The organism is Bacillus sp. K7 (assembly GCF_053903245.1).
In genome coordinates, this window is sequence record NZ_CP096406.1 from 2,045,285 (window position 1) to 2,071,721 (window position 26,437).

Genomic DNA, 26,437 nt, shown 5'->3' on the forward strand with positions numbered 1-26,437 from the left:
TCCCTTTTATTTCTATAACATATTGGCGTTTTTGCCGCGTTTTCCTCTCTCTATTTTTGTCGAAACCGCTTCATCTTTTCGTCAAAATCTTTTACTAGGAAAAACAGAAGCAGGCCGAGACTAAAGCCTCCTAGCACATCGGTCACAAAGTGAACCCCCAAGTATACTCTGCTTATGCCGACCAAAACTGTGATCACGCCGGCTATGGTGTATACGATTTTTTTATGTTTGGACAAAAACGGAATGTGTTTCACTAAAAAGTAGGCTAAGACAGGATAAACACAGGCAGCATTCATGGAGTGGCCGCTCGGAAAGCTGAAGGATGATTCATGTACCAGCGGAGCAAAATTAGGCCTTACTCGTTCGATCCATTCTTTTAAGACTTTGTTTAATAGCCGATCCGCACCGAATATCAAGAGCATCAAAAGGCCGTCTCCTGTTTTTTTGTAAAAAAACAGGCCCGCTCCAATGATTACGATAAGAGGGAGCAGAATAGAAGAAGCACCAAGATGCGTAACCCCTGTCATGACCTCATTAAGCCATGGCTGACGGGTCAAAACAGCTGCCTTGCTTATCGCTTCATCCGCTGATTGAACAGCATTTGTATGAATGGCCGCAGCTAGAAAAAGAAAGAAAAGAAACAGGCTAACGGGCTTGTACAACATGTAAACCACCTCAATTATCACAAAATTCATAGAACACGAATAATAAAACCGGAGCTGACCACTCCGGCTTCAAGCTTCAATCATCTTCATCCAGCTCTTCATCTATCATACATTTTTCTATCAAATAATCAAAGGTAATGTCAGCGATTTCAAACAGCTCATCCTCACTCGGTATGTAGCCCCGTCGCGCAAGCTCTCTGTAAAAAAATTCAGCGATTTCTTCCGTATCAATCACAAGATCTATTTCTTTCATCTCCGTACCGCCTCCTTTTTTATGTTTTATGAAAAAACAGGCTGAATTATACCCGGTGTTCTAAACAATTCTTTCAATCATATACATTGAATAAAAAACAAGCCATGGGAGGCTGACAGGAATGATTGCTAAAATGATGGAAGCACTGGACGGAGAAAGATTCGATATCATCATGGAAAAAACGCTTAAAGGAATGACGCATGTGATGATGTGGGGCTGTCTGCCTTATTTTTTATATGTCTTGATCTGCATGTTCACAAACTAACTGAAATGCTCTTTTAAACTTTCCAGAACAAACATCATCATATCCTTATATTCTTCATCTCGAAACATGTCATACAGAATTTTGTAGTCGTTATAAATATCGAGAAGCTCATCAACAATTGATACAGCAAGGATGTGAAGGGTATCTTGATCTTCATCATCGCCTTCAAACTGAAGAAGAGCAGACGATGCAATATCTTCGCCGATCTCATGGCCAGTTTCTCCGACATAGTGGACAAACAACAGCTGGTGTACAAACTGGTCCATTTCATATTTTCTCAGCACCAGCGTGAGATCCTCTTCCTCCGTTTCAAGCCACTCTCCATCCTTTAAACGGGTCAGCTCATAAATGATATCTTCCCAGCCATCTTCTAAATATCTCCAAATTTCTGTTCTGTGGCCGATAATGCGAAAGAGTTCTTTTCCATAATCTTTTACATAAACAACATCCCCAATAAGGAATTCATACTCAATATCCAGCTTTTCCATGTCGACAATGACACCCTCATAATCTTTGTACAGCTGAATGGACGATTCAAAGTATAAGACTTCATTATGATTGACTTCATAAAGATAGTGATGATCAATTTGGTGTACTTTTGTGATGGTGCCGACTGTTCCATACATAATGACGACTACAACATCCCCTACTTGGAATTTCGGTTTATTTTGCTTCATGGTGTCTCCCCCTCGCCGCAACATTTCTCATACGCTATCGTATGCCGGGTGACACCAATTCGCATGGGCATGAAAACCAAAGGAAATATCCAATTATGGTTAGATTAGGACATAAAAAAATCCGCAGGAATCTGCGGACGAAACAGTTATTATCTGCCGTGAACTTCAGCCTCGTATTGATCCCAAGCTTCATCAAACGTCGCCATCGTGTGAAGGTAATCAGCGTTCAGCTCCAAATATGAACTGATTTCATGATAATCGGTTGAGGTTTTCGGAAAGCTGTGATCCTCATACGCCTGATTGGCAAATTCACTGATGCTGTCCTGAGGCTTCGGGTGTCTATATTTCAATAAATAGTGATAAAAGGATTTCATGGGTTTCCCCTCCTGATGTCTGTCTTTTGTTGTTCTATTATACAGTTCAAGTGTAAAAATACAACAAAAGAATACCGAAACATCATTCAGGAGAAGTCAAAATAGTTGCGTTTCAGGATCCTTTCTGTCTCCATGAGCTGTTGGTAGGTCAGGCTTTGAGGCAGTTTTTTTGTTTGAATCAAAAGCAGCTGATCCTCAATCACCTTTATTGTGGCTTCCTCCTGATAGGTCATTCCGCAGGAAGCACACACCATGGCGGGGGTGTCAGTCAGCTCTATGGCTCTTGTTCCGTCAGGGAGCTCCCAGTACACCGTGTTCCTGCCGGGTACTGCTTCAAGCTCGCCGCACCATTCGCATGTTTTCATGAAGAATCCCCTCCGTTTTCAGCCTCTTTCTGTTTTTTCTGTTGCGCCAAAAATTTCTTTTCTTTAAGCTGATCTCTTTTCTCACGCCGGTCTTTTAATGTTTCATGCTCCGGATTCGCTGTAAACGCTTCCCGCCTTTTGATTCTGGCTACGTTTTCCGGTGTAAATGAAACCTCTTTGTCAGCAAAAATGGCACTCAGTCCAATTGGCTCCTTTTTGTCAGCGATGTCAGGAAAAACGGATGCAAAATAGGCGTCAGCCTGATTAGGAATGTAATTCTCCGGTTCTGGATATGACGTAATCACACCTTCAAAATTTCTTAAGATGACTTTGTCAGGGCTTTGCGACAGGACATAGTTTGGCTGCAGGGCGATTTTTCCACCGCCGCCCGGTGCGTCAACGACAAAGGTCGGAACCGCATAGCCCGAGGTATGGCCACGCAGCCCTTCAATAATCTCCAAACCTTTGGAAACAGGAGCTCTGAAATGTCCGATCCCCTCTGACAGATCACATTGATAAATATAATACGGACGGACTCTGATTTTTACCAAGTCGTGCATGAGTTTTTTCATGATGGGAATCGAATCATTAATACCGGCTAACACGACGGCCTGATTTCCGACCGGCACTCCCGCATTCACCAGCTTTTCACAGGCCTCAACGGATTCCTCTGTCATTTCGATGCTTGTATTGAAATGGGTGTTCAGCCAGACTGGATGATATTTTTTCAAGATCTCGCACAGCTGATCGGTAATGCGCTGCGGAAAGACGACCGGAGCCCTCGTTCCGATTCTAATGACTTCCAGATGCGGAATGCTGCGCAGCTCTTTTAAAATGTATTCTAAAATTTGGTCATTGATTAGCAGTCCGTCACCGCCTGAAATTAAACAATCGCGGATTTCAGGTGTTTCCCGGATATAAGCAATTGCAGCATCAAGCTGTTTTTTAGGAACTCCCATTCCGATTTGTCCGGAAAAACGCCTTCTTGTACAGTAGCGGCAGTACATGGAACATTGATTGGTGACAAGAAACAGCACACGATCGGGATAGCGGTGTGTCAGTCCAGGTACCGGTGAATCTTCATCCTCATGGAGGGGATCTTCCAGATCGTATTTTGTTTTGTGCATTTCTTCAGAAAGAGGTACAGACTGCATGCGGACCGGGCATCTCGGGTTATCGGGGTCCATTAAAGAAGCATAATATGGTGTAATATTTAAGGGGATCGTTTTGGTTGAAATTCTGACGCCTTCCTCTTCATCCTCGGTCAAGCGAATGACTTTTTTCAAATCATCTAACGTTCTTACCGTATGTGTAAGCTGCCAAAGCCAATCGTTCCATTTCTCTTCCGGAACGTCCTTCCATAATTCTATCTCCTTCCAATGCCGTTTCGGTTTATACCATTTGCTCTCCAAATGAATTCCTCCTCGTGCATCTTTTTGACTTACAGGTGCTTGCACCAAATATTCATGTTTTCAAGACCTTCCGCTATATAGCAATTATTAATCAGCCTTCCGCCATACTGATAACCGGAATGATACAATACAGCATTCATCCCAAAAGAAGCAGCCCGGGCGAGAGAAAACACGTGAAAGATTGCTTTCTCGGCCATTTCTTTTTCTAATGCCTCGATTAAAAAGCTTGTCAGCGAATGGCCTCGATATTCCGGAAGCACAGCGCAGTCGGTTATTTCTGCATGCCCGAGCTCTGGATTGATGTCTGCGCTTGCTGCGCTGATCAGGCGGTCATGATCAAACATGACATAATACATCACATTTTCATTCATCGTCTTTTCAATGTATGCGGGATCAAATACAGGGGTCGGGTACGTACGGAATACTTTTTTAAACAACATCGAAAGCTGATACATGTCGTTTATTTCCGCTTTTCTCATCGTAAAGTTTGGACTGTTTCCGCTACGGGGGTGAGGTGCTGTGCGGTATAAAGCTTCGATCATCTCCTGTTCCTTTATATATGAATCTGTTTGCCTGCGTTTTTCTGTGAGGTAACGCGCCATGACACAAGCCGAGTGGCCGAGATAATAGCCCTCGAGAAAACCCTCCGGCGCAAACAATTGTCTGGCAAGCACAGCTTCATCTTGCTGTTTCGTATAGACGATGATTTTTTCCGCATCCTCTTCTTTTGCCGCTGCCACGATATCAGGCAGGGCCTGCTCAATAGCGCCGTCATAACGGACAACTCTTATTCGCCTATTAAAGCTGTCATGGTCCAGAACAGCAGTGACACCATTACTTATTATCGACTTGAGCATCCTCATTCTCCCCCTCCCCGCCTGTATGAAGCCCGCACCAATCGATCACAAAAAGAGCGATAATCTTAGCAGATTCTATCATGGCTTCAATCTCAATGTATTCATTTGCTTGATGAGCTGTTTTTGTTTCTCCGGGCCCGAAAACGATCACAGGCGTATCGCCTGCATGGTATAAAAGCCCTCCATCCGTTCCCCATGGCGAGGCTTCGATGATCGGCTCTGTCTGTTTCATTTTTTGATAGGCTGATTGCAGCACTGAAATCAAAGGATGGTCATTAGGCAAATCGTTCGGAAGCCATTGAGCGCCGAACCATTCAACTTTAATCGGATGGCGTTTAAACCATTCATCACGGTAATCTAAATCCTTCAGCCAGTTTTCCAATTCAAGTTTTACTGCTTCTGGCTTCTCATGGGGCGCAATTCCGCATCTCCCTTCTATGACGACACGGTCTGCAACTGAAGAAGGCCACGCTCCGCCTGAGATGGTGCCGATATTCACCGGTACAGGTATTGGGACATTGTCGTACAGCGGATCTGAGATTCTGGCATTGCGGACTTTTTCCAGCTCCTGTATGGCTCTGATCACATGCATGCTTTTTTCAATCGCGCTTACCCCTTCATAGCGTGTGCCTCCATGTGCCGCTAATCCCTTCACTGTGATCCGAAACCACATCGACCCCTGCTGCTTTATAAAAAGTTTCATGTTCGTCGGTTCCGGAATCAGCGCCCCGTCAGCACGATACCCTCTCATGATGGCAGACAGTGTTCCCGCTCCGCCGCACTCTTCATCGACAACACTTTGAAATAACACATCACCTTTCAATTTGACATCACAGGCGTTCAGGGCTTCTAAAGCAAAAAGAAGGGCTGTGTTGCCTCCCTTCATATCCGTTGAGCCGCGGCCATATATTTTACCGTTTTCTTCGACAGCTTGAAACGGTTCATGCTTCCAATCCTTCACGCTTCCTTCAGGCACAACATCGATATGGCCGTTTAAAATCAGCGACCGCCCCCCGCCCGCTCCCGTTTTTTTTGCAACGATGTTCGGACTCTCATGAAAATCGGAGCGGTCTGATTTAAAGTAGGGATGCTGTTTTAATTGCTTTAGGCTTGGCTCCCACACGTCAATGTCCATATGAAATTGCCGCAGTTTTTCCAGCACAACAGCTTGGGCATTAAATTCTGAACCCAATGTGCTTTTTTCTCCAATCAGCCTTTTGAGAAGACGAATGGCTTTGGCCGAATGCTGATCAAGCCACTCGATTACTTTTTTCTCAATGTCTTGCATCCTCATTCCCCCTTTAAGAAAAAGGCATATCTATTTTGATTTCAGCTTCAGTCAGCCTTGTCACCTCGGTGATTGTCGAGCCATTCATCAGCTCTTTTAAAATGAAATGACGGCCATCGACCTCAAGAACCGCTTTTTCAGTAATGATCATATCTACACAGCCTGCCGCCGTTAACGGGAGCGTGCATGTTTCTGTTAATTTGGGCCTTCCCTTTTGATCTGTATGACTCATGACGACAACCACTTTTTTCGCTTTTTGGGCCAGTTCCATCGCACCACCCATACCCGGCACCTTTTTTCCCGGGACAAGCCAATTCGCCAAATCGCCTGACTGGCTGACCTGCAGGGCACCTAAAATGGTAATGTCAATTTTGCCTCTTCTGATCATCGCAAAAGACACCGTTGTATCAAAATAAGACGCTCCGTTAACAGCGCGGACCGGAAATCCAGCCGCGTTGCATAAATGTTCATCCTCATCTCCCTTTTCAGGGCTTTCGCCAATTCCGAGCACACCGTTTTCAGCCTGCAGCATGACCTGCATACCAGGCGGCAAAAAGTTTGGCACCAAAGATGGGATGCCAATACCGAGATTCACAATCATGCCCGGCTTGATTTCAGAAGCGGCCCGTTTTGCGATCTGTTCTCTCTCTGCTACTCCCAAGCCCATTTCCACTTCACTCCTTCGCTTCTCACAACCCCCTCGACAAAAACCCCCGGTGTAACAATCCTTTCTTCTGAAATCTCTCCCATCGGGACGATACGCTGAGCTTCGGCAAAGGTTCTCCTTGCGGCCATCGCCATAAGCGGATTCATATTGCGCGCTGTTTTGTCATACGTTAAATTGCCAAATTCATCTGCAATGTGCGCATTGATGAAAGCAAAATCAGCCGTCAGCGCCTCTTCAATCAAATATCGCTTTCCTGCCATAGACATGATGTTCTTTCCCTCACAAACCATTTGATTATCAATCCCCACGTCAGTTAAAATGCCGCCGAGCCCCGCTCCACCGGCGCGAATCCGTTCTGCAAGCGTTCCCTGGGGTGAAAATTGAACCTCTAACGTCCCGTCTGTCATTTGTTTTCCCGCTACTGGATTAGAACCGATATGCGATGCGATCAGGGTTTTGACTCGTTGATTGACAATAAGCGGCCCGATCCCTATTTCCGGAAACCCGGCATCATTGCAAATAACGGTTAAATCCGTTACACCGCTGTCTAATATAGCTTCAATCAATGAAGGAGGTGAGCCGACTCCTCCAAAACCGCCAAACATTAGGACCGATCCGTCCTGGACATCTGCAATTGCCGTTTCGATGCTGATTGTTTTTTGAAATGGCGCCATTTGATTTCAATCCCTTTTCAGTTTTTTTCAATCGCTGCAACTGTTTCTGAAAAAATTGATATGAGTTCTTCAGTCTCACAATCTGAAATGGTAAAAGGCGGTGCAATAATGACAGCATCTCCTTCCCCGCTGTCTATTCCCGCTTTGGCAGGATAAACAATCAGTCCGCGTTTTTTCGCCTCGGCTACAATACGCTGGGTAATAGCCTGCTCTGGCGAAAAAACGTTCCTCGTGTTCTTGTCAGCTACAAATTCTATGCCTAATAGCAGTCCTTTCCCTCGTACATCACCAATGATGCTGCTTTGAGAAGCTGCCTCAATAAGCTTCTTTTTCAGCACAGCTCCCTTTTTTTCTGATTGCTTGATCAAGCCGTGCTTTAACACATACCGCAAAACTTCCAGAGCCGCTTTGGCTGAATAGGGATGTGCACTATATGTGTGGCCGCTCATAATCACACCCGAACCTTGTTTTATCGTTTCAATAATAGGATCTGATACAACGGCAGCAGCAATAGGCGCATACCCCGCACCAAGGCCCTTACCCAGTACAGCTATATCAGGAACGGTGTGCCAATGCTCTGTCGCGAGCATCCTCCCTGTTCTTCCAAGACCTGTCATCACTTCATCTGCAATAAAGAGTATTTCGTGTGTGCGGCATACCTCACTTAATCTCTCATAATATCCCGGTGGCGGAGTTATCGCTGCACCTGCGGCACCGATAATAGGCTCAGCCACAAAGGCGGCGATAAATTGGCTTCCGATTCTTCTGATGGCCGTTTCCAGTTCATCAGCGGCAGTTTGAACAATTTCTTCTGCCGTCCTATCATTCAGCCGATACATGTGGGGAGCTGAGGTAGCGGGATATCGCTCAATGAGATGGGTGAATCGGTATCTCCTCTCATAAAAACCAGATAATGAAAGCGCTCCCAAAGTTATTCCGTGATAACTGCTCCACCGCGACAAAAAGATGGATTTTTGGGTTTGCTTTTTTTCCTGCCAATACTGAATGGCGATTTTCATCGCTGTTTCTATGGCTTCTGATCCGCTGTTGACAAAAAAAGACCAATTCACGTCTCCCGGCAGCTCCTGCGCTAAGAGAGCGGCTAATTGCTCGGCAGGCTCGCTCGTAAACTGTGAGCGGTAAGCAAAAGACACCTGATCAAGCTGTTCTTTCAGCCTCTCAGTCACATGACGAACCCCGTGGCCGATATTGCATGTCACCGCACCTGATGAGCCGTCAAGATATCTTTTTCCGGTCTGATCATAAACATATGAACCCTTCGCATGACTGACAACCGGATAGGCCGAACTAAGCTCCGGCTTAATCAAATAACTGCTCATGTTTCCACCTCAAAAACCCTTTTGACATATTATATGAGTGTCCAAATTGCGGCATGACGTTCACTGAAAAACTTTTCTCACAAAAAAGAGCCTTCCTGAATGGAAAGGCTCTTTTAAAAATTCATATTTAGCCAATAAAAGCGGCTCCGACAATAATTAATAAAATGAACAAGACAACAATCAATACAAACGTATTTGTCCCGCAGCCAGTTCCGTAACCGTATCCAGCGTATCCATGCATGCTGTTTTCATCCTTTCTTATCACGATATACGGCATGTTATGCGGGCCAAGTCCCAAATGGTTGGTACAAACGCCTATTTTAGGAAAGGAAATAATGAAAAACAGTGTGTATCCGCTCATATTTTTTAAATGTCAGCTTTTCGTAAAAATGGGTTGCACCGTCAGTGCTTGTAGCCACTAAATAGGCCGCTTCCATTCCGAGCGATTTTGCGATAGACAGCATTTCTTTCACTAAGATGCTGCCATAGCCCTTCCTTTGAAACTGATCCAAAATGGCAACTTCTTCGATTTTAGCCGTTTTTTCTTGCGGATGGATGAAAAGTTCGCCGCACCCAATGGGAACCTTCTGTGATGGATCGCTGTAACAAACAACAAGGATGACCGTACCCGTTTCATAAAAGGGATATTTTCTTTTTAATTTTTGTTCAGCGATCGCTTCCCCGATATAAATGGAATCATAAATTTTCATGATAGAAGATCCATCACTGAGACTTTTAGCCGTCCCCCATGCCGTTAACGGATGCCCCATCTGCCCTTTCCAATCACTAAGCTTCATGTCGTACAACAGCTCATCCTCGACAACAAACCCGCTTTTGACAAGGGATTGCTTCAACCCGAGCGGAAAAACATGCTGCGGCGCCGCTTTTAAATGGAGATAATTTGCATGAAGCAGCTTTGGTACGGATGGCAAAAAGTCCAATAACCGCTTCAATGGAAACGTATCATGGAGCTGAACAAAGTTATGAGAAAAAATGTGCGGCAGCTTCGGATCTCTATATACGCTGTAATGATCAAACGAAGCCGATTCAGACGTTAACAATATATATTGATGTTCTGTTTTTGAATAGTCTCCTGTCATGAACGTCTCCTTTTTATGGCCTGTGCCTTTACTCAGCTGCAATATTCAATTTCTTTATAATCTCATCGTACACCGGATAAAACGGCTTTCCAATTGGAAATTGCTGAATATTTCGGAAAGAAGCGGGGATTGGCTTATGATATAAAAAGAATTTCCTTACTACTTGTTCACGAATTGGGTGAAAGACGCCGTTTAGAAACAAAAACGGCTCGCGTTCTATGAAAAAAAGCCTGCGTCCAGGCGGATTTTCGATCAAACCAGATCGTTCCCGCGTAATTGGCAGCCCTTCTGGCAGCGCCTTCAGTTCTTCTTCTCCAATGGTCACTATGTCTTTTCTTTTAAATTGATAAAACTGAAAAGCATACTGATCAGCAATTCGTCTTTTTTTTCCGGCTTCGATATAGAATATTGCAGGGTGGTCAGCTCCCTTTACTAAAATGTAGTTCGGAATGTTTAACATTTTCCCAATGTTATATTGGAATAAATACGGATCTGGAACGGCCACAGTCCGATTTAGATACAAAGAACCCCACCTTTCCCCGACAGGATGCCTCACACCCATATCAAAAAAATACACGTTTTGATCTGATCCTTTTACAAAAGATCCGTCAATCAAATCGGCGGGCAGAAACCGATACGCATTTTGAAACGAATCGGGGGTTTTATAGGTTGTATCTAATACTTCATTTATCGGCAGAAACGGAGCAAAGTTGTTCATTCTGGCCCAAAAAATTGAGTCGCCATGATTCCAATGCTTCATATCATCATCCCAATAGCTTCCATATTTATGGCGAATACGATCAAGTAACGAACGGCGATGCATAACTGAGCAATGATCGACTTGAAAAGCAGCCTGATGAAGCACTGTATTGGCATTTCTATAAAAATGGGAGATTGCCTCTCCCCTTTCGTTCACCTGTACAACTTTTTGTTTTGAATAAACAGCCTGCGCCTCAGGATGATGTGAAAACATCTCTACCATACGGCTCAGCCGATCAGGATGATAAACAGTGTCATCAGTGAGATAGGAAATGAAATCGCCGTCGGCAAATGGGAGTGCACTGTTAATTAATGTGGCATAACGAGTGGTTTTTAATCGATCTGCGGGATGTACGAAACTATTTTCATAACGAACGCGAGGGTCATGAAGGTATTTATGAATCACTGCAATTGTTTCATCATTAGAATGATCATCCATGATCAAGAGCTCCCATAGTTCATGCGTTTGCTTCATGACGCTTTCGATCGCTTTTTGCAGATAGTAAGGTTTATTATAACTCGTTAAAATAATGGACACTTTCTCTCCCAATATACAGCCCCCCTATCATCACACATCAAAACGGCTCCGCAGCAAGCAGAGCCTCTGTCATCATTTAAAAAGCACCCCAGCTTACAATACTTGAGAGTGCGACATGAGATCTCGTATGATTTAACGGGTTTTGAAAAATAACCAAATCACTCAGAACCTCTTTTATGATGACGTTTTGAAGCGTCTCCCCATTTATCAGATGAACGGTTGAAACCGGTACGCCAAGCTCTTTTGCAAATACGAGCTGGCGCCTGAGATCAGATGGATGCTCAGTAGACGATTGGCGAATAAGCAAAATCAGCAAAAGCAAAATAAAATGCAGTTCATCTTGGTTTTCTTCTTGATTCACGTGGTTCTCAATATCCAAACATTCCCTCTCCTTTACCCTTATGCTCTGTTTCACAATATGACTGATTTCGATTTATGGTATAGGCTATGTCCACTCATTTAAAAAATCAGCATTTTCCTTAAATATATGAAAAATAGGTCAGGTACGGCATTCGACTCATACCAAATGGCGGCCTGAAGAATATGATTAACATGAGTTCACTATTGAATAGGAGGTGTGTGTAATGAGCTCTGAAAACGCAGAGTTAAAAAAGGATTTGATTAAAACCCTTTTAAACCCTTTATTTCCAACTGCAACAGAAGGAGGAGAAAACGTGGAAAACCATCTTAAAGACTTGCTTGAAGCTGCAATCGATCAAAAAGTAGATCAAAGTGAAATGATTACGGCTGAATCTACTTCCCTTCCGGCAAGATGGATTTTTGCCAGAATTACGCCAGGCACTACAATCAGCATCGTAACTGATTCAGGTGACATGATCGGGCCAGTTGTTTTCGTTGCTTTTGATCAAATTCACGGCATCGTATTTGTAACACAGGAAAGCTCCGTCACGCCAGAAGGGCAAGCTACAACATTAATTGATGTCGACAAAGTAGAAAGCGTCACATTCTTTTCATAACATCTGATGAAAGTGTTGTATATCCAGTCGGGATACGGAGGAATATACAGTTATTTTGACCGCTGGGCTGAAGAATGTTTTCGTCATACTCATACAGAGTACATGTCTGCAGATATTCCGGAACCAGAATCTCTGGAGAACATCGAAGCGTTTCAGCCGGACTTCGCACTCATGATGGTTGGAGACCGCGTTCCTCACGACTGGCTGATCTGGTTAAAGGGTAAGGATATTCCCGTATATGTTTGGCTGACCGAAGACCCATTTTACATTGATATCAGTCTTCAGGTGATAAAGCACGCTGACGCCATATTAACGATTGAACAAAATGCCGCTCTCTATTATCAGGAGCTTGGCTGCCAGCACGTCTATTATGTTCCGATTCCAGTGAATCACCGGCTGTTTAAAAAAATGGACACAGATGATTCTTTTCATTCAAATCTGCTTATCATCGGCTATCCTTACCCTAACCGGGTTCAGCTTATGAAAGAAGCGGTGCATCTGCCTTTCACCGTTCGGGTTATCGGAAAGGAATGGAGAAAATACCTGCCGAATAAAGTGCTCAAACAGCCGCATATCGATGTCGTCAGCACATGGGTTCCGCCCGAACAGGCCGTCCATTATTATAACGGGGCAGACATCGTGATGAATGCGCATCGGCCCTATCATTTTGCTTTCAATCAAAATCATATCCGCCTCCAAAATGCCAGTTTTAATAACCGGACGTTTGATATAGCTGCATGCGAAGCATTTCAATTAACAGATTTACCCGCGGCACATCCTTTTTCATCCTTTATTTCTTATCACAGCATGAACGACTTTAAGGAAAAAGCCGCTTTCTATATCAACCACCCTGAGGAACGTCAAAAAGCAGCAGCAGCCAATTACAAAGAGACCGTGCCCGCATATACGTTTGATGAGCTTCCTGCAAAACTAAAGGCAATCCATCTGGCGCTTTCTTGAAAAATCGTTCATTGTGATGAACGATTTTTTCTGTACAGAAAAAAGCAGCCAAACAAGCTGCTTTCCAGATTGTTGACCAAATGCTGAAACGGTTTGGTCTTAGCGTTTGGTCAACTTTTTTCGTGGTGGAAAACCCTCGCTGTCTAGGAATAAAGAGTATTGGGCGCAGCGAATAGAAATTCGTGAACATCAACGCGCGGGACTGACAACGAATGGCTTGTCGACACGCTGAAAGCCAGCTGAATGTGCTTCTCTTTCTTAGCCGTCAGAACGGTCCTTCAGCTTCCTCGGATTCACCTGTTTATGAAAATCAGGCTTTCCTCCGAGATGCTGTGCAATCTGTTCCCATGACACAATTTTGAAGTTCTGATTGACGGCTTGTCCATTGTCAATATTTTCACCGTCCTGCGCCACAAAAATCCCGTACGGATATTTTGGGCCGAGTCCGAAACCGAGAACATCAATACCGTCCGTGTCACTAGTGCCGTCTATCTTTTCGCCATCTGCAATGTCAAAATTGGCTATGTAGCGATTGCTTCCCTGACGTTCATACATTGCATAGCTGTTATTTCCCTGACTTGAGGCCATGAGATATCCTTTGCCGTATGGCGCATAATAGATCGTCAGTCCTTCAATGTCAGCTGTCAAGCGTTCTCCTGTGGCGCGGTCGACAACCCGTTCCTTTGATCCTCCGTCTGGCTCAGCATGAAATTTCCAGATGGCTTCATTTTCCTCTGCTATATACAAGTTCCCGTACTCATCATCAGCAACAAGGCCTTCTGTCTGTGAATTCAATTTAAATTCACGCACTAATTTCCCCGTTACATAACCCTTTCCATTATCAACAATTTCATATTGCTCGAATTCTCCCTGTTTGCCCGTCACTAATGCGTAAAATGCTCCTGTTTTCTGGCTGTGATACAGGCTGAACCCGTATACCTCGGAAATATCAGTTGAAATAGGATGGTGGGGGTCTGTAATGCTTTTCAACTTTCCTTTATCTCCGTCAATTGCATAGACTTCGATTGTATTTTTTCCTTCAGATCGGTTAGAGGCGGCAGCAATATCAATTTTTTCGCCGTTCAAAGGAAAATCATAACGCAGATCGACATTATTAAGCTTTCCAAACTCATAAGATTGAAGCTGTTTGCCGTTTAAATCATACACAACGAGTCCCGACTTCTTATTTGTCGTGATCAACTTGCTTTTTTCCGGATGCTTTTCATGAACCCAAATGGCCGGGTCATCTGCTGCGTCATCTCCAGAAGCGACAGGATCGGTCTCCGTTTGCGCCGTCACTTTAAAATGATGTTCCGCTTTCACATGATGTGCAGACACCGAGTGAGTTGTCAGGCTAAGCAATATACCCGCAGCAGTGCTTAGCAGCATTGTTTTTGAAACTTTCATTTTGTACCCTCCTCCTTATCACTATCGCTTCTATTGTAAAATATATACAGGTGTTCAACCGTGAGGAAAATGAACCTTTTTTTGTAGTGTTTCTGCCTCATAAATCACTTTTCCCTATGAAGCACGTGAAATGGCTCCGTCAGAATTGTTTTTACGGCGCGAGAGTAAGATCATTATGAATATTTAGTACAACATTTATTTAGTTTACTTTATTGTCTGATTGCCCTTGATATGGATTTTCTATAAAAAAAAACACACTTTGTGAGTTGATCATTCCCATACATTTTTTTGAAAAGTAGGCGGCGGATAAACGGCTTTCATTTGAACTCGTAAATGCGCACGACCACAGATGAGTATCACCGTTCTGTCATGTGAAAACATACATTAAAGCCATCCGGACCAATCTCATCGGCGGACAGGATGTGGCGGGGCTGCCCTTTTAAACCGGGGCCCGCATGTTATGGGTAAACCTGTATCGCCTATGAATACAATGGGTGCCACCAAGCTGTTATCTGAAAATCTGAAACCCCCACGTCCATAACAGAGAAACTGTGTTTTGGTCAGTAGGCTTCGGAAATGTTCCAGCTCCAAAGGATTCGGCCATTCCAATTTTATTTGCACAAAAGATGGAGCGTGATCCGCTAAAATCTCAGGCAAGAACATGACGCGGAGAAGCTTTTATTTTAAAATGAAATCATTGAAGAAGAATATGTATGCATCGCAGCACGGGCGGCCCGCAGTGGAAACCAAAACGTCCAGGTGAAAAGCAACACAAAGAAGGAACGCCCCTACATGAAATTGATTCTCTGTATAAATGGCGCAAGCTTTAGACGATACTTCCAGAGCCTGAAAAACATCCTGATTTTCGCAAAGCCAATCTGCCAAATATCAATAGATTAAGCCCCTCTCATTAAGAAAGACAGAATTGCCCAATGAAAAAAAGGCAAAAAAAAGCCTGTCTATCCAGTAGGCAGGCTTGTTTTTTGTTTTATTTTTCAAAAAGATGCAGATAGCTTTCGTATCCTTCTTCTTTCAGCTTATCCTTCGGCACAAACCGCAGCGCCGCTGAGTTTATGCAGTAACGAAGCCCGCTTGGCCCCGGTCCGTCGTTAAATACATGGCCAAGATGAGAATCAGCCGTACGGCTTCTCACTTCTGTGCGAATCATGCCGTGGCTCGCGTCTAGTTTTTCTTCCACTTCTTCTTCTTCAATCGGCTTTGTAAAGCTTGGCCAGCCGCAGTGGGAATCAAATTTATCCTTGGATGTAAACAATGGCTTGCCTGACACAATGTCAACATAGAGCCCTTCTTCCTGATGATCCCAAAATTCATTTTGAAACGGCGGCTCTGTGCCGTTATTTTGCGTCACTTCATATTGCATGCGGTTTAGTGACTTGATTTTTTCTTCTTTATTGTACCCCATTTATTTCGCCCCCCAATGCTCACTGATAAATCCTGCTCGTCCAGACCCCGTCCGGTAGCGCTGATAATGTCCAGGATTCTTTTTATAAAAATGCTGATGGTAGTCTTCCGCTTCATAGAAAGGTTCAGCTTTTAAAATGTCCGTTACAATCGGATCCTTAAAGATGCCGCTATCTATCAGACGCTGCTTGGAAGCCTCCGCAAGCTCCTTTTGTTTATCATTATGATAAAAAATGGCTGCACGGTAGGAGCTGCCGCGATCCGCAAACTGGCCGCCGGCATCTGTCGGATCGATTTGCTGCCAAAATAATTCAAGCAGCTTTTCATAAGGAAACACATCAGGCTGAAACGTGATTTGAACGGCTTCACGATGTCCTGTCGTTTCACTGCACACCTCTTCATACGTAGGGTTTTCAGTATGGCCGCCTGTATACCCGGACACCACTTTTTCAATCCCCGGCTGTTCGTCAAAAGGTTTGACCATACACCAAAAACAGCCTCCTGCAAATGTGGCGATTTCTTTTTTTTCAGACATACTGGTGCCTCCTTTGTTCATACGTGGTATTATTATATTATAGCATGTAAAAATAGAATGAAAATGATTCTGCTTTTCATAAAATCTATAGATTTTAAGCAATATGCTTATGTAATGGAGGTACAAATTTGAAAGTAAGAACACAGATGATGTACGATATGGAAAATTTACTCCGTAAAGTCTTTAAACAAATACGCAACGAAATCAATGAAATTCTCGATAAAGAGCTGTCACGGAATGAATTCACCATTCTGCGGATCCTCAGTGAACAAGGCCCTAAAAAGGTCACCGAATTTGCGCCTATTTTAGAGGTATCAGCAAGCCACATTACAGCTGTGACTGATGCGCTGGTGGAAAAGGAATGGATTACGAGAATCAGATCGAAGGAAGACAGGCGCATCATCCGCATTCATATCACCGAAGCGGGTGAAAAAGTCCTTCAGCATTTCAACGAGAAAAAAACAGAATATTTCTTTAAACGCTTTGACTGCTACACCGATGCCGAACTTGCCTCATTAATCGAGCTCTTCAGCAAACTTGATAAAAAGCGATGAAAAAAAGCACATACCGCTATACATGGGTATGTGCTTTTTGCAGCGCTTCACTTATTTTTCAGCGAACAGTTTCATTGTTTTCCATCGCCCGTATCTGTAATACAAAAACGCCGCACAGCTGCTTAATAAAAAACTCATTCCGATTCCGAGCCCGATTCCTTTCTGTCCAAACCAAGCTGAAAATAGAGCCGTGAAAGGATATCTCAAAACCCAAAACGATATCAAATTTAAAACCAGCACCTGCAGCATCGCTCCTGCGGCTCTGACGATTCCGTTCAGCACGAAATTAATCCCGATAAAAGGATAAAAAAACGCGATCCATCGCAAATATTGATCACCAAACGCGACCGCATCAGGGTCGCTGATAAATAACTTTATCAGGTATTTACCAAATACCCAAATCATGACTGCAATCACCATCATGCAAGAAATAACAGCCATCACACCAAGCTTCGCAATCGTTCCCACTCTTTTATGGTTCCCGATCCCGATATTTTGCCCCGCCATACTGTTGACTGCCGTACCGGCAGCCATAGCCGGAAGCGTGATGATGCTATCGAGCCGCTGCACCGCGCCGAAGCCTGACACCACATGCTCTCCGTAGGAGTTGACAACACTCATAATCGCCATCATACCGCCTGTAATCACCATCATCTGCAAACCGGCTGGAATTCCGAGTTTCAAAATCAGCGCGGACTCTTCCCACTTGGGCACTCGCGGTATAGAGAACGGCACGAGCTTGTGTTTGAGGACATAAAACAACCCGTACACAAACGCAATCCCCTGTGACAAAATTGTCGAATAAGCTGCTCCCGCTATTCCCATGTGCAGCACAGAAATAAAGAGCGGCGCCAACACAGTATTCAGCACAACGGCAAATGCAATAAACCGGAGAGGTGTCTTGCTGTCGCCGAGGGCCCGAAGCACCGTGCTGATAAAGTTATAACCAAACAAAAATAAAATGCCGATAAATTGAATTTGTAAATAGGTCTCAGCAAGCGGTATCATCGACTCCGGCGTTTTTAGAAGACGAAGCAAAAGCTCTGACAGGAAAAAACCGGCCGCACCGAATCCGATGCTTAGGCCTGTTAATAAGACGACAAAAGCGTTGATATACGACGCCATTCCTTTTTTATCATCTTTACCCTTTTGCTGTGACAAAATCGTTAATGTCGCGTTGTTTAGGCCTAAAATAAAAGACAGCACGGTTAAAACAATCGTGCTCGATACCGCGGCAGCCCCAAGAGCCTTTCCCCCCAGTAAATTGCCGATCCACAAACTGTCTATCAATTGAAAGGAAACCTGCAATGCGTTTCCGAGCATAATTGGCATTGAAAACAACACAAGCTGTTTCAGCACGTTCCCCTGCGTAAAATCGTATGCTTTCATTTTTTCTCCTTGTAGTCTTACATTATCGCTTTGATCACACGAAAAAAGAGACGTTGTTTGCTGTCTCTTTTTTCATGACTTATCGGTTTTTTTTCGGTCTCTCATACCGAAAGTAAACACCATCACACTTAGGAACAAGGCACAATAGGAAATGTTCAAATACATTTGATCCATATCTTCAGCGGCCAGATGGTGATAAGCAAGCCAGCCGAAATACAGGGAAAATGTAAAGGATAATAAACTGAAATACTGATAAATCCGTTTCATTTTCAGTCACCTCTATTGTTTAGGATGGTAATAGGAAAACTCAATTTCATCTTTTTCTAAATTTATTTTATCCGCTTTGACATACATTCCATTCGTTAAAGGCATTTCTGACAGACGCACTTCAATGCTTTTGTCGCCGGGATGAACGTGGACAAATGACGGCAATTCGTAAAAGCTGTCCATATAATTTAACACAAAGCTAATCGGTATACTCAATTTCCCTAACGAAAATTTCGTAACATTCAGCTCCACATCGCCATTTTTTTTCACAGTCGGCTCAAAAGCGACAAGCGCATCAATGGACGTGGAAAAAGCCTTGATTTTCCCCGCGACATGGACATCATCATCGATCTCTACTTTATAATCAAGCTTGTTTGATGCTTTGTCTTTTAAATATGAATTCACAAACGCAGCTAAAGATTCTTTTGTGCTTGTCACTTGAAATCCATACTCGCTCTTCGTTGAATCCTTCACCTGAGCTTGTTTTCCCGGCAGCATGACTAGTGTCACAAACCCAGCGGCGAGAATCAGATTGATGGCAAGCAATATAAAAAACAGTCGTTTCCACTTATTCATGTTGTCACCCTACTCTTTCGGTAATCCTTCTTTTTCAATGGCTTGATAAACACGCTTCGCGATAAGGGAATAACCCGTACCATTAGGATGAAAATCATCATCCTCTGAAATTCTGCTGCTGTCGCTTTTTTGATTGAATAAATCTTCAATATAAATGATTTTCGCAAACTTATCTTTTTTCAGCTCTTTTTCAGCTATTTCGTTCCAATCAGTAACAACACCGTTTATTTCATTTAATTCAGATAACGTAAATGTAAACGGATTATACATGCTGACATAAATCAGCTCAGCGTGATCATTCAGTTCCCGAATTTCAGAAATGATTTTTTTAAAACGCTTTTCATATGGTTTTTCCGCTTCCTGAAATGGTTCCATGGTTAATTGCAGGAAGTTTTGGTGAAGGACTTTCATCAAATCATTGCCGCCAATTGTAAAAAAGACATAATCAGCGTCCTTTATGCCTTTTTGAACCTTTTTATCTTTTAATTTCTCTAATAAATCATCAGAACGGTTCCCTTTTACGGCATAATTTTTTACGTCTACTGTTTTGACTTGTTTATCTGACCGGATAGAATCCGCAACCATGCCGACATATCCCTTACCCGCGGGATCTCCGACACCTTCTGTCAGCGAATCTCCGACAGCCGCTATTACAATGTGCTCTTTCGTTTTCGGTTCATTAGCTTTTTGTTTTCCCTCAGATGCTGTACGTATGCTCGTACAAGCAGTAAGAAGCAAAATCAAACTGGCCATGAGTGAAAAAATGCGCAGCTTCAATCTTGTTGCTCCTTCCCATTCTACTAGTGGAAAGTGTATCATGTTTTAGAAGATTTGCAAATGCCTAGTCTCCTTGCTTACTTGAGTGTGCTGGCTGATTTCACATCCGCGATAATATCATCGTACGGTGTATTTTCCACTCCATTGTAATCTTTTAGCACCTTACCGTCCGGACCCACCAAATAAAAGGAAGATTGATGAATGACTTGGTCTTTTCCCTCTGGTTTTTTCACTATCGCTTTGAAACTTTTAAGCGCGAACGCCTCAATCTCACTTTGGCTGTATCCCGTGAGGAAATCCCAGTTGTCAAAAGATAGCGGATAATTCGCCGCGAATTTCTTCAGCTGTTTTGGCTTATCGTTTTCCGGGTCAACACTAAAGGATACGATCCGAACATCTATATTCTCGGCTTTTAGTTTTTTTTGCAAATCGGTCATATGAGCAGTCATCGGCGGACATACAGTTTCACAATTAGTAAAAATAAAATCCGCCAGCCATACTTCTCCTTTTAAACTCTTTAATGAAACATCCTTGCCGTCTTGGTTTTGAAATGTAAAAGGCTCCACCTCGTAATTAAGCGGATCTGTAATTTGTTGTCCTCCGCAGGCACACAAAAGCAGAATAAACAGCCCTGCTATTAAACCTTTGATTACCTTCATGACATTCACCCTTTCCAGCCGGTAAAAGCTCTTGCCTGCTATATCCTCTATTTATATCTTATATATTCGGTACAGGCAAAAAAAATCCTGCATGTCTCCCAACCAACGGTTTCAAAGGGAGACACACAGGTTTAAGCAGCATATTACGCGTTGTACTTTAACACCTCTTGATGAAAAACAGCCTGATAATCAGCCCATTTCATCCGGCGCTTCATATCTTGTCGGAAAGAATACACTTTTGTCCTGCTGTTTGATGAAAACACTTCTTTTAAGTAGAACTGCAAATGGTGATGTAACATAAAGAAATAGTGCTCATCTTCCTTTAATACAGGTATCTCTGTCACTTTCACCTGAATCCCGTCACTGCGTTTGAACTCTAGGCTTTTGAGTAACAAGCTATCAATCCTCTTTTTTGTTTTTCTTCTATTATATACAATGCCGGCCGGGTTGTCTGTCATTTTACGCGGTTGTGTGAAAATTTAGATCAGCAAATGAAACAAGTCCTCATCCTTATTCACTTCTACATAATGAAACGCTTTTTTGTTCATTCGTTCAATCAGCGGCCCATAATCGGCCTTGTTCTGCAGCTCGATGCCGACAAGAGCAGGTCCGTTGCTTTTATTATTTTTCTTCGTATACTCAAACCGTGTAATGTCATCATTCGGCCCGAGGACTTCGTCAAGAAATTCGCGGAGTGCTCCCGCTCTTTGCGGAAAATTGACGATAAAATAATGCTGAAGTCCTTCAAAAATCAAGGATCGCTCCTTCATTTCCTGCATTCTTCCGATATCGTTATTGCCCCCGCTAACTACACACACCACATTTTTGCCTTTCAATTCATCCTTGTACAAATCAAGCGCCGCGACAGAAAGAGCACCGGCCGGTTCAGCAACAATCGCACATTCGTTATATAATTCAAGAATGGAAGTACATACTTTCCCTTCTGGGACAAGGAGAATGTCATCCACGACTGATTCCAGAGTCTGGAATGTTTCCTCCCCAATTTTTTTAACAGCTGCTCCATCTACAAATTTATCAATTTTATCAAGTGTGACGACATGCCCCGCTTTGTTTGATTCAAAATAGGATGCCGCTCCTTCCGGCTCAACAGCAATCAACTTTGTTTCTGGAGACACATTTTTCAAATAAGTGCCTACCCCTGAGAGGAGGCCTCCCCCTCCGACACTTGCAAAAAGAAAATGCGGTTCTGTATCAATATCGTTTAAAATCTCTACCGCCAGCGTTCCCTGGCCGGCCATCACATCCGGATCATCGAACGGATGGATAAACGTCCGCAATTCCGCCTCACAACATTCAACAGCGCTTTTATACGCATCGTCAAACGTATCACCTGTCAAAATAATATCGATAAATCCTTTTCCAAACAGTTCAACTTGAGAAATTTTTTGTCTCGGCGTTGTCGACGGCATAAAGATTTTCCCATGAATGCCAAGATGTTTACATGAGAACGCTACACCTTGAGCATGGTTTCCGGCACTGGCACATACAATTCCGTTCTCCGTCTGCTCGCTGGAAAGCTGTTTCATTTTATGATAAGCCCCTCTGAGCTTAAAAGATCTGACAACTTGCAAGTCTTCACGTTTCAAATAGATATTGCATTCATATCTCTCAGAAAGTCTTTCGTTCCTTTGCAAAGGTGTGTGGATCACAATATCCTTCACGTTTTGATGAGCTTTCAAAATGTCTTTCACTTGGATGAGAGAGTTTTCTTTAAGCAACGGTTTCATGTACAGATTCCTTTCTTGTTTTAAATCCCTATTTAATATGCCATTATAACACGAATATTCAAAAAATAAGACAATTATTTTTATTAACAATTAAAAAAATACAGACTACGATTACAATTTCTCCAGATAACATCCCCGTCACCAGCATTTTAGCAGGCCTAAAGAAAAAGAAGATCGAAAATAAAAGGTGTTTTGGGGTAAAAGACGTGTTATAATAAAACCAATTAGAACCAAAAGGAGCCAATTGATGAATAGCGCACCAGCACTCAACACGTTTCATAATCTGATCGGGGAACATCAAACATTCCTAGAAGCAAAACGAATCGCCAAGCAGTTCTCTTTAACGGAGCTCCCTGTCCTCATAACAGGAAAAATCGGAACAGGGAAAGATCATGTTGCACAAGCGATCCATCAGGAATCCTCGAGATACAGCGAACCTTTTATTAGCGTCAATTGCAGCATCCATTCAGAAGAAAGCCTGATGCGTGAGCTTTTTGGCTATGACGGTAAATCAGGTGCGTTTCAAAAAGCAGCACAAGGAACCCTTTTTCTTGATGAAGTGTGGCGCATGCCTGCTTCTGTACAAGCTCAACTGTTAAAAGTTTTAGATTCAAACACCGAGTTACCGCGGATGATCTGTGCCGCCACAGACGGATACGCGGAACATGCATTCAGACAAGACTTATTTTACAGGCTGAATATATTAACGCTCACACTGCCCGAGTTGTCTGAACGAAAAAGTGATATACCGCTTTTGGCACAATATTTTCTTACAAACTCCGGGCGGCAATTGTCCGTTGATCCCTCAGTCTTTTCGATGCTTGAGCGGCACACATTTGAAGGCAATGTCAGGGAATTAAAAAACGCCGCAGATTATATGGCGGCAGTCTCAAACGGGGGAACGATTCATCCATATGACCTGCCTCCATATATTAGGGGCACATTTGACGGAAAAGCGTCGAAGAAAAAAGAGAAGCTGCTGACTTTAATGGAAAAAGCCGAGTTTTTATTTATTTTGGAAACAATAAAAGTGTTAAACGAAAAAGGAGAACCAGCCAGCAGACGGTTCATCTCGGAACACAGCAAAAACACCCAAACCTCGTTATCTCCGCAGCAGGTCAGGAGCCGTCTCGATTATTTGGAGAAAAAAGATTATGTCACAAAAAGCCGCGGACGCGCCGGCACTAAAATTACGTTAGAAGGTTTAAGCTTTCTGGAAACGCTAAAAAATCAAATGATCTAGCGATCGAAAGGAGAATGCACTTGTTTACAATCAAAGAAGAGATCGCCAATGCCATTACACACGGTATCGGTGTGCTCCTATCCATACCGGCATTAGTGTTTCTGATCATATTTGCGGCTCAATACGGCTCCTCATGGGACATTGTCAGCTTTACAATATTCGGTGTCTCTATGCTGCTGTTATATGTAAGCTCCACACTGCTCCATAGCATCACACATAAAAAGACGAAAGATATTTTGGAGATTATTGATCATAGCGCCATTTATGTACTGATCGCCGGAACCTATACACCTTTTTTGCTGGGGCCGCTGAAAGGAACACTCGGCTTCACCCTGCTGGTTATCGTATGGTCTCTTGCCTTAGGCGGAATCGTTTTTAAAATTTTCTTCGTGAAACGCTTCATCCTTTTGTCAACCTTCGTGTATTTGATTATGGGATGGCTGATGATTATCGCGGTTAAGCCTTTATACGCTTCACTGAGCGGAGCGGGATTCAGCCTTCTTTTTCTCGGCGGCATTTTATACTCTGTCGGCACTATTTTTTATATTTGGAAAAAGATCCCCTTCCATCACGCCATTTGGCATAGCTTTGTATTAGGCGGAAGCGCGGCGATGTTTTTCTGTGTCCTGTTTTATTGTGTGAAAGTCCCGTTTATTTCGTAACAGAAAAGCGCAGTCTTAAAGACTGCGCTTTGTTATGCACGTAATTGTTTTTCATTTGCAGGTATATAAGCTTTTGAAAAGGACAATTCGATATTTCCCGGTTTTAAACGTTTAAAAAACGACCCCTTTTGCAGGTCAGCTGTGCCTTTCGTTTTCACCATCACCAACGGAAGTTGATAGCGGGCCGCAAGTTCTACAGGGTCTATACAACCATCTAACGCAAGAATCAGGCTTTGACCTTTTTCCAGCTGTTTCGTCACATCTTCGTATACTTTTTCTGAATCGCCGCCTGAAATCACATCCATCCGATCTAGCCATTGTCCGATAAAGGGCAAGCGAAATACTTTTGGATCGGCAATAAAGCCGGCCGGTTCCTCAATATACCCAGCAATCAAGGCCAGTTCAGCCAAACGCAAATGGGGATGCACATACAAAACAGGGCCATGCGGTATTGGCTCAGGCTGGTGGATCGTCACAACTGAACCGGTGATGCCGATGCAGCCTTCCAAAAACGCCTTTGGCTGCTCGTAAACAAGAGTCATCTGTTTTTTGTATGACAGACGGGGGTCAAGCATCGTTTGATTAAATAACTGTTTCATATTTTTGAGCAGCATATACACAATATAAACCACTAGCCAGCTGTAGCGAATCAATTATAATCCTCCCGTTTCAGAAGAATTATTTTTTTCATACACCAGAAATTCGTAATCATATCGGTTTTTTTCGTCCTTTATCCCCTGCTCAGAAGAAATGAGCTTCCAATTGGTTTCATCAAATTCAGGGAAATGGCGGTCACCCTCAAATTCGTGATGAATTTTCGTCATATAAAGCCTGTCCGCGTAAGGAAACAGCGCTGTATAGAGCTGAGCCCCTCCGATCACAAAGCATTCCTCAGGGCCCGAACAAATGTCCAGCACATCCTTTAAGGAACTGACAACCGTGCATCCCGGAAATTCTGAAGCCGGCGCTGATGTGACGACAATATTTTTTCGGTTTGGAAGCGGGCGCCCAATCGATTCAAATGTTTTCCGGCCCATAATGATGGAATGGCCCGACGTTACTTTTTTAAAGTATGCAAGATCATTTGGCAAACGCCACGGCAAATCATTGTCTTTGCCAATCAGCCTGTTGGCATCCATTGCAAAAATGAACGAAATCATACGCTCACCGCCCCTTTAATGTGAGGATGCGGATCATAATCCTCGATGATAAAGTCCTCAAACGCAAAATTGAAGATGGAATCAACCTCTCTGGCGAAACGAAGCTTTGGAAGCGGGCGAACGTCTCTTGTCAGCTGTAAGTTGATCTGTTCAATATGATTTTGATATATATGAACATCGCCAAATGTATGAATAAACTCGCCCGGTTCAAGCCCAGTCACATGAGCAACCATCATGGTTAACAAGGCATAAGAAGCAATATTAAACGGCACACCGAGGAAAACATCAGCAGAGCGCTGATACAGCTGACAGGACAGCTTCCCGTCAGACACGTAGAATTGGAACAAGCAATGACACGGCGGCAACGCCATTTTATCAATTTCACCAACATTCCATGCGCTGACGATTAAGCGTCTGGAGTTCGGATTTGTCCTAATATCTTCTATAAGGCGGGAAATTTGATCAACAGTTTCCCCGTCAGCTCCCTGCCAAGAACGCCATTGTGAACCATATACAGGTCCGAGCTCGCCGTTTTCATCAGCCCACTCATTCCAGATCCGCACTCCGTTTTCCTGCAAGTACCGTACATTGGTATCTCCTTTTAAAAACCAAAGCAGCTCATGCGCAATCGATTTAAAGTGGAGTTTTTTTGTGGTCAGCATCGGAAAGCCGTCCTGTAAATGAAATCTCATTTGATATCCGAAGGTGCTGACTGTGCCGGTCCCTGTCCGGTCTCCCTTTTCTTCGCCATGCTCTAAAACATGTCTGCATAAATCCTTATACTGTTTCATTTTTTTCATCCTTTAAAAGTAGTCTTATAGTAGTGTAACACAATAAAAAATCATTTCTGAACCCAGAAATGATTTT

At 43.3% G+C, this 26,437-nt stretch carries 34 protein-coding genes; 6 read left to right on the forward strand and 28 right to left on the reverse strand.

Going from position 1 to position 26,437, the window contains the following annotated elements; all coding sequences use genetic code 11:
• Positions 1-50: 50 nt before the first annotated feature.
• Together M1D98_RS10275 and M1D98_RS10280 are read right to left on the reverse strand one after the other, a co-directional pair.
• Positions 51-662 carry a phosphatase PAP2 family protein gene (locus M1D98_RS10275; protein WP_456279576.1) on the reverse strand — a complete coding sequence of 204 codons (612 nt, stop codon included), beginning with the start codon at positions 660-662 and terminating at the stop codon, positions 51-53.
• Positions 663-741: 79 nt separating this feature from the next.
• Entirely contained in the window at positions 742-918 is a 177-nt protein-coding gene (locus M1D98_RS10280) for a YozD family protein (protein WP_003241581.1), read from the reverse strand.
• A 121-nt stretch (positions 919-1,039) separates the two neighbouring features.
• Between M1D98_RS10280 and M1D98_RS10285 the strand changes: the two genes are divergently transcribed.
• A complete protein-coding gene (locus M1D98_RS10285; RefSeq protein WP_121642743.1) occupies positions 1,040-1,183 on the forward strand; it encodes a hypothetical protein in 144 nt (47 codons plus the stop codon).
• On the opposite strand, the gene M1D98_RS10290 is transcribed toward M1D98_RS10285, so the two are convergent.
• The 13 genes from M1D98_RS10290 to cgeC all read right to left on the reverse strand — a co-directional run bounded on the left by M1D98_RS10290 (position 1,180) and on the right by cgeC (position 11,613).
• Positions 1,180-1,860 (reverse strand): hypothetical protein, encoded by a 681-nt coding sequence (locus M1D98_RS10290; protein WP_121642744.1) that lies wholly within the window; start codon positions 1,858-1,860, stop codon positions 1,180-1,182. The two genes, M1D98_RS10285 and M1D98_RS10290, sit on opposite strands and share 4 nt — an antisense overlap.
• 149 nt (positions 1,861-2,009) lie before the next feature.
• A complete protein-coding gene (locus M1D98_RS10295; RefSeq protein ID WP_010331315.1) occupies positions 2,010-2,234 on the reverse strand; it encodes a YozE family protein in 225 nt (74 codons plus the stop codon).
• 86 nt (positions 2,235-2,320) lie between these two features.
• Complete coding sequence (locus M1D98_RS10300; protein WP_268524210.1) at positions 2,321-2,599, reverse strand: YokU family protein; 279 nt, start codon at positions 2,597-2,599, stop codon at positions 2,321-2,323.
• The gene (gene kamA, locus M1D98_RS10305; RefSeq protein WP_268538930.1) at positions 2,596-4,011 is read right to left on the reverse strand and encodes a lysine 2,3-aminomutase; all 1,416 of its coding nucleotides are present in this window, start codon (positions 4,009-4,011) and stop codon (positions 2,596-2,598) included. The genes M1D98_RS10300 and kamA overlap by 4 nt, the downstream gene beginning before the upstream one ends.
• Before the next feature lie 29 nt (positions 4,012-4,040).
• A complete protein-coding gene (ablB, locus tag M1D98_RS10310) occupies positions 4,041-4,868 on the reverse strand; it encodes a putative beta-lysine N-acetyltransferase (RefSeq protein WP_435576595.1) in 828 nt (275 codons plus the stop codon).
• On the reverse strand, positions 4,846-6,162 hold the full coding sequence (locus M1D98_RS10315; RefSeq protein ID WP_435576594.1) for a peptidase: 1,317 nt from the start codon (positions 6,160-6,162) through the stop codon (positions 4,846-4,848). Before M1D98_RS10315 ends, ablB begins: the two co-directional genes overlap by 23 nt.
• A gap of 7 nt (positions 6,163-6,169) precedes the next feature.
• A complete protein-coding gene (locus M1D98_RS10320; RefSeq protein ID WP_010331320.1) occupies positions 6,170-6,823 on the reverse strand; it encodes a 3-oxoacid CoA-transferase subunit B in 654 nt (217 codons plus the stop codon).
• Positions 6,808-7,497, reverse strand: a complete 690-nt coding sequence (locus M1D98_RS10325) for a CoA transferase subunit A (RefSeq protein WP_010331321.1) — start codon at positions 7,495-7,497, stop codon at positions 6,808-6,810. Before M1D98_RS10325 ends, M1D98_RS10320 begins: the two co-directional genes overlap by 16 nt.
• 17 nt (positions 7,498-7,514) lie before the next feature.
• Positions 7,515-8,837 (reverse strand): aspartate aminotransferase family protein, encoded by a 1,323-nt coding sequence (locus M1D98_RS10330; protein WP_326138626.1) that lies wholly within the window; start codon positions 8,835-8,837, stop codon positions 7,515-7,517.
• A gap of 127 nt (positions 8,838-8,964) precedes the next feature.
• Positions 8,965-9,078, reverse strand: coding sequence for a YjcZ family sporulation protein (locus M1D98_RS10335; RefSeq protein WP_039074280.1), 114 nt, complete (start codon positions 9,076-9,078; stop codon positions 8,965-8,967).
• Between the two features lie 79 nt (positions 9,079-9,157).
• Positions 9,158-9,937, reverse strand: a complete 780-nt coding sequence (locus tag M1D98_RS10340) for a GNAT family N-acetyltransferase (protein ID WP_010331324.1) — start codon at positions 9,935-9,937, stop codon at positions 9,158-9,160.
• A 28-nt stretch (positions 9,938-9,965) separates the two neighbouring features.
• The gene (locus M1D98_RS10345; protein WP_435576592.1) at positions 9,966-11,246 is read right to left on the reverse strand and encodes a glycosyltransferase; all 1,281 of its coding nucleotides are present in this window, start codon (positions 11,244-11,246) and stop codon (positions 9,966-9,968) included.
• Between the two features lie 64 nt (positions 11,247-11,310).
• Positions 11,311-11,613, reverse strand: a complete 303-nt coding sequence (cgeC, locus tag M1D98_RS10350) for a spore maturation protein CgeC (protein ID WP_121642750.1) — start codon at positions 11,611-11,613, stop codon at positions 11,311-11,313.
• Between the two features lie 205 nt (positions 11,614-11,818).
• Here cgeC and cgeA point away from each other — a divergent pair, with 205 nt between their 5' ends.
• Both cgeA and M1D98_RS10360 read left to right on the forward strand, forming a co-directional pair.
• A complete protein-coding gene (cgeA, locus tag M1D98_RS10355) occupies positions 11,819-12,211 on the forward strand; it encodes a spore crust protein CgeA (protein ID WP_010331326.1) in 393 nt (130 codons plus the stop codon).
• Between the two features lie 6 nt (positions 12,212-12,217).
• The gene (locus tag M1D98_RS10360) at positions 12,218-13,171 is read left to right on the forward strand and encodes a CgeB family protein (RefSeq protein ID WP_026014583.1); all 954 of its coding nucleotides are present in this window, start codon (positions 12,218-12,220) and stop codon (positions 13,169-13,171) included.
• Positions 13,172-13,429: 258 nt separating this feature from the next.
• Here M1D98_RS10360 and M1D98_RS10365 read toward each other — a convergent pair whose 3' ends face one another.
• From M1D98_RS10365 to msrA, 3 genes are all read right to left on the reverse strand, one after another.
• A complete protein-coding gene (locus M1D98_RS10365) occupies positions 13,430-14,578 on the reverse strand; it encodes a phytase (protein WP_435576591.1) in 1,149 nt (382 codons plus the stop codon).
• 988 nt (positions 14,579-15,566) lie between these two features.
• Positions 15,567-16,001, reverse strand: a complete 435-nt coding sequence (gene msrB, locus M1D98_RS10370) for a peptide-methionine (R)-S-oxide reductase MsrB (protein WP_010331329.1) — start codon at positions 15,999-16,001, stop codon at positions 15,567-15,569.
• Positions 16,002-16,535, reverse strand: coding sequence for a peptide-methionine (S)-S-oxide reductase MsrA (gene msrA / locus M1D98_RS10375; protein ID WP_010331330.1), 534 nt, complete (start codon positions 16,533-16,535; stop codon positions 16,002-16,004).
• A gap of 128 nt (positions 16,536-16,663) precedes the next feature.
• Here msrA and M1D98_RS10380 point away from each other — a divergent pair, with 128 nt between their 5' ends.
• On the forward strand, positions 16,664-17,089 hold the full coding sequence (locus M1D98_RS10380; RefSeq protein WP_039074221.1) for a MarR family transcriptional regulator: 426 nt from the start codon (positions 16,664-16,666) through the stop codon (positions 17,087-17,089).
• A gap of 51 nt (positions 17,090-17,140) precedes the next feature.
• On the opposite strand, the gene M1D98_RS10385 is transcribed toward M1D98_RS10380, so the two are convergent.
• The 7 genes from M1D98_RS10385 to ilvA form a co-directional block, all read right to left on the reverse strand.
• Entirely contained in the window at positions 17,141-18,478 is a 1,338-nt protein-coding gene (locus M1D98_RS10385; RefSeq protein WP_456279577.1) for an MATE family efflux transporter, read from the reverse strand.
• 72 nt (positions 18,479-18,550) lie between these two features.
• Entirely contained in the window at positions 18,551-18,745 is a 195-nt protein-coding gene (gene ypmT, locus M1D98_RS10390; protein ID WP_003218204.1) for a protein YpmT, read from the reverse strand.
• Between the two features lie 12 nt (positions 18,746-18,757).
• Positions 18,758-19,321, reverse strand: a complete 564-nt coding sequence (locus tag M1D98_RS10395) for a YpmS family protein (RefSeq protein ID WP_121642754.1) — start codon at positions 19,319-19,321, stop codon at positions 18,758-18,760.
• 9 nt (positions 19,322-19,330) lie between these two features.
• Positions 19,331-20,098, reverse strand: a complete 768-nt coding sequence (locus M1D98_RS10400; RefSeq protein WP_121642755.1) for an SGNH/GDSL hydrolase family protein — start codon at positions 20,096-20,098, stop codon at positions 19,331-19,333.
• Between the two features lie 77 nt (positions 20,099-20,175).
• Positions 20,176-20,757 carry an SCO family protein gene (locus tag M1D98_RS10405; protein WP_121642756.1) on the reverse strand — a complete coding sequence of 194 codons (582 nt, stop codon included), beginning with the start codon at positions 20,755-20,757 and terminating at the stop codon, positions 20,176-20,178.
• Positions 20,758-20,900: 143 nt separating this feature from the next.
• On the reverse strand, positions 20,901-21,152 hold the full coding sequence (locus tag M1D98_RS10410; protein ID WP_010327975.1) for a DUF2535 family protein: 252 nt from the start codon (positions 21,150-21,152) through the stop codon (positions 20,901-20,903).
• A gap of 84 nt (positions 21,153-21,236) precedes the next feature.
• A complete protein-coding gene (gene ilvA / locus M1D98_RS10415; RefSeq protein WP_121642757.1) occupies positions 21,237-22,505 on the reverse strand; it encodes a threonine ammonia-lyase IlvA in 1,269 nt (422 codons plus the stop codon).
• 247 nt (positions 22,506-22,752) lie between these two features.
• On the opposite strand from ilvA, the gene M1D98_RS10420 reads away from it, so the two are divergent.
• Positions 22,753-23,748, forward strand: coding sequence for a sigma 54-interacting transcriptional regulator (locus tag M1D98_RS10420; RefSeq protein WP_456279578.1), 996 nt, complete (start codon positions 22,753-22,755; stop codon positions 23,746-23,748).
• 20 nt (positions 23,749-23,768) lie between these two features.
• Positions 23,769-24,410, forward strand: a complete 642-nt coding sequence (trhA, locus tag M1D98_RS10425; protein WP_121642758.1) for a PAQR family membrane homeostasis protein TrhA — start codon at positions 23,769-23,771, stop codon at positions 24,408-24,410.
• Between the two features lie 32 nt (positions 24,411-24,442).
• Here the strand turns inward: trhA and M1D98_RS10430 are convergent, their stop codons facing one another.
• The 3 genes from M1D98_RS10430 to M1D98_RS10440 are packed head-to-tail and all read right to left on the reverse strand — an operon-like array spanning position 24,443 to position 26,361.
• Positions 24,443-25,063: a lysophospholipid acyltransferase family protein gene (locus M1D98_RS10430; RefSeq protein WP_010327971.1), complete on the reverse strand. Its 621-nt coding sequence runs from the start codon at positions 25,061-25,063 to the stop codon at positions 24,443-24,445.
• Complete coding sequence (gene dfrA, locus M1D98_RS10435; protein ID WP_456279579.1) at positions 25,064-25,570, reverse strand: dihydrofolate reductase DfrA; 507 nt, start codon at positions 25,568-25,570, stop codon at positions 25,064-25,066.
• Complete coding sequence (locus tag M1D98_RS10440; protein ID WP_268530467.1) at positions 25,567-26,361, reverse strand: thymidylate synthase; 795 nt, start codon at positions 26,359-26,361, stop codon at positions 25,567-25,569. Before M1D98_RS10440 ends, dfrA begins: the two co-directional genes overlap by 4 nt.
• Between the last annotated feature and the right edge of the window lie 76 nt (positions 26,362-26,437).

Coding starts and splice junctions, on each gene's coding strand:
- M1D98_RS10300 (WP_268524210.1), bottom strand. CDS start 2,599: ATGAAAACATGCGAATGGTGCGGCGAGCTTGAAGCAGTACCCGGCAGG.
- M1D98_RS10285 (WP_121642743.1), top strand. CDS start 1,040: ATGATTGCTAAAATGATGGAAGCACTGGACGGAGAAAGATTCGATATC.
- M1D98_RS10440 (WP_268530467.1), bottom strand. CDS start 26,361: ATGAAACAGTATAAGGATTTATGCAGACATGTTTTAGAGCATGGCGAA.
- dfrA (WP_456279579.1), bottom strand. CDS start 25,570: ATGATTTCGTTCATTTTTGCAATGGATGCCAACAGGCTGATTGGCAAA.
- M1D98_RS10340 (WP_010331324.1), bottom strand. CDS start 9,937: ATGACAGGAGACTATTCAAAAACAGAACATCAATATATATTGTTAACG.
- msrB (WP_010331329.1), bottom strand. CDS start 16,001: ATGGGGTACAATAAAGAAGAAAAAATCAAGTCACTAAACCGCATGCAA.
- msrA (WP_010331330.1), bottom strand. CDS start 16,535: ATGTCTGAAAAAAAAGAAATCGCCACATTTGCAGGAGGCTGTTTTTGG.
- M1D98_RS10420 (WP_456279578.1), top strand. CDS start 22,753: ATGAATAGCGCACCAGCACTCAACACGTTTCATAATCTGATCGGGGAA.
- M1D98_RS10335 (WP_039074280.1), bottom strand. CDS start 9,078: ATGCATGGATACGCTGGATACGGTTACGGAACTGGCTGCGGGACAAAT.
- M1D98_RS10320 (WP_010331320.1), bottom strand. CDS start 6,823: ATGGGCTTGGGAGTAGCAGAGAGAGAACAGATCGCAAAACGGGCCGCT.
- M1D98_RS10295 (WP_010331315.1), bottom strand. CDS start 2,234: ATGAAATCCTTTTATCACTATTTATTGAAATATAGACACCCGAAGCCT.
- M1D98_RS10330 (WP_326138626.1), bottom strand. CDS start 8,837: ATGAGCAGTTATTTGATTAAGCCGGAGCTTAGTTCGGCCTATCCGGTT.
- ablB (WP_435576595.1), bottom strand. CDS start 4,868: ATGCTCAAGTCGATAATAAGTAATGGTGTCACTGCTGTTCTGGACCAT.
- M1D98_RS10405 (WP_121642756.1), bottom strand. CDS start 20,757: ATGAAGGTAATCAAAGGTTTAATAGCAGGGCTGTTTATTCTGCTTTTG.
- ilvA (WP_121642757.1), bottom strand. CDS start 22,505: ATGAAACCGTTGCTTAAAGAAAACTCTCTCATCCAAGTGAAAGACATT.
- M1D98_RS10280 (WP_003241581.1), bottom strand. CDS start 918: ATGAAAGAAATAGATCTTGTGATTGATACGGAAGAAATCGCTGAATTT.
- M1D98_RS10385 (WP_456279577.1), bottom strand. CDS start 18,478: ATGAAAGCATACGATTTTACGCAGGGGAACGTGCTGAAACAGCTTGTG.
- M1D98_RS10315 (WP_435576594.1), bottom strand. CDS start 6,162: ATGAGGATGCAAGACATTGAGAAAAAAGTAATCGAGTGGCTTGATCAG.
- M1D98_RS10325 (WP_010331321.1), bottom strand. CDS start 7,497: ATGGCGCCATTTCAAAAAACAATCAGCATCGAAACGGCAATTGCAGAT.
- M1D98_RS10395 (WP_121642754.1), bottom strand. CDS start 19,321: ATGAATAAGTGGAAACGACTGTTTTTTATATTGCTTGCCATCAATCTG.
- cgeA (WP_010331326.1), top strand. CDS start 11,819: ATGAGCTCTGAAAACGCAGAGTTAAAAAAGGATTTGATTAAAACCCTT.
- M1D98_RS10365 (WP_435576591.1), bottom strand. CDS start 14,578: ATGAAAGTTTCAAAAACAATGCTGCTAAGCACTGCTGCGGGTATATTG.
- ypmT (WP_003218204.1), bottom strand. CDS start 18,745: ATGAAACGGATTTATCAGTATTTCAGTTTATTATCCTTTACATTTTCC.
- M1D98_RS10360 (WP_026014583.1), top strand. CDS start 12,218: ATGAAAGTGTTGTATATCCAGTCGGGATACGGAGGAATATACAGTTAT.
- M1D98_RS10290 (WP_121642744.1), bottom strand. CDS start 1,860: ATGAAGCAAAATAAACCGAAATTCCAAGTAGGGGATGTTGTAGTCGTC.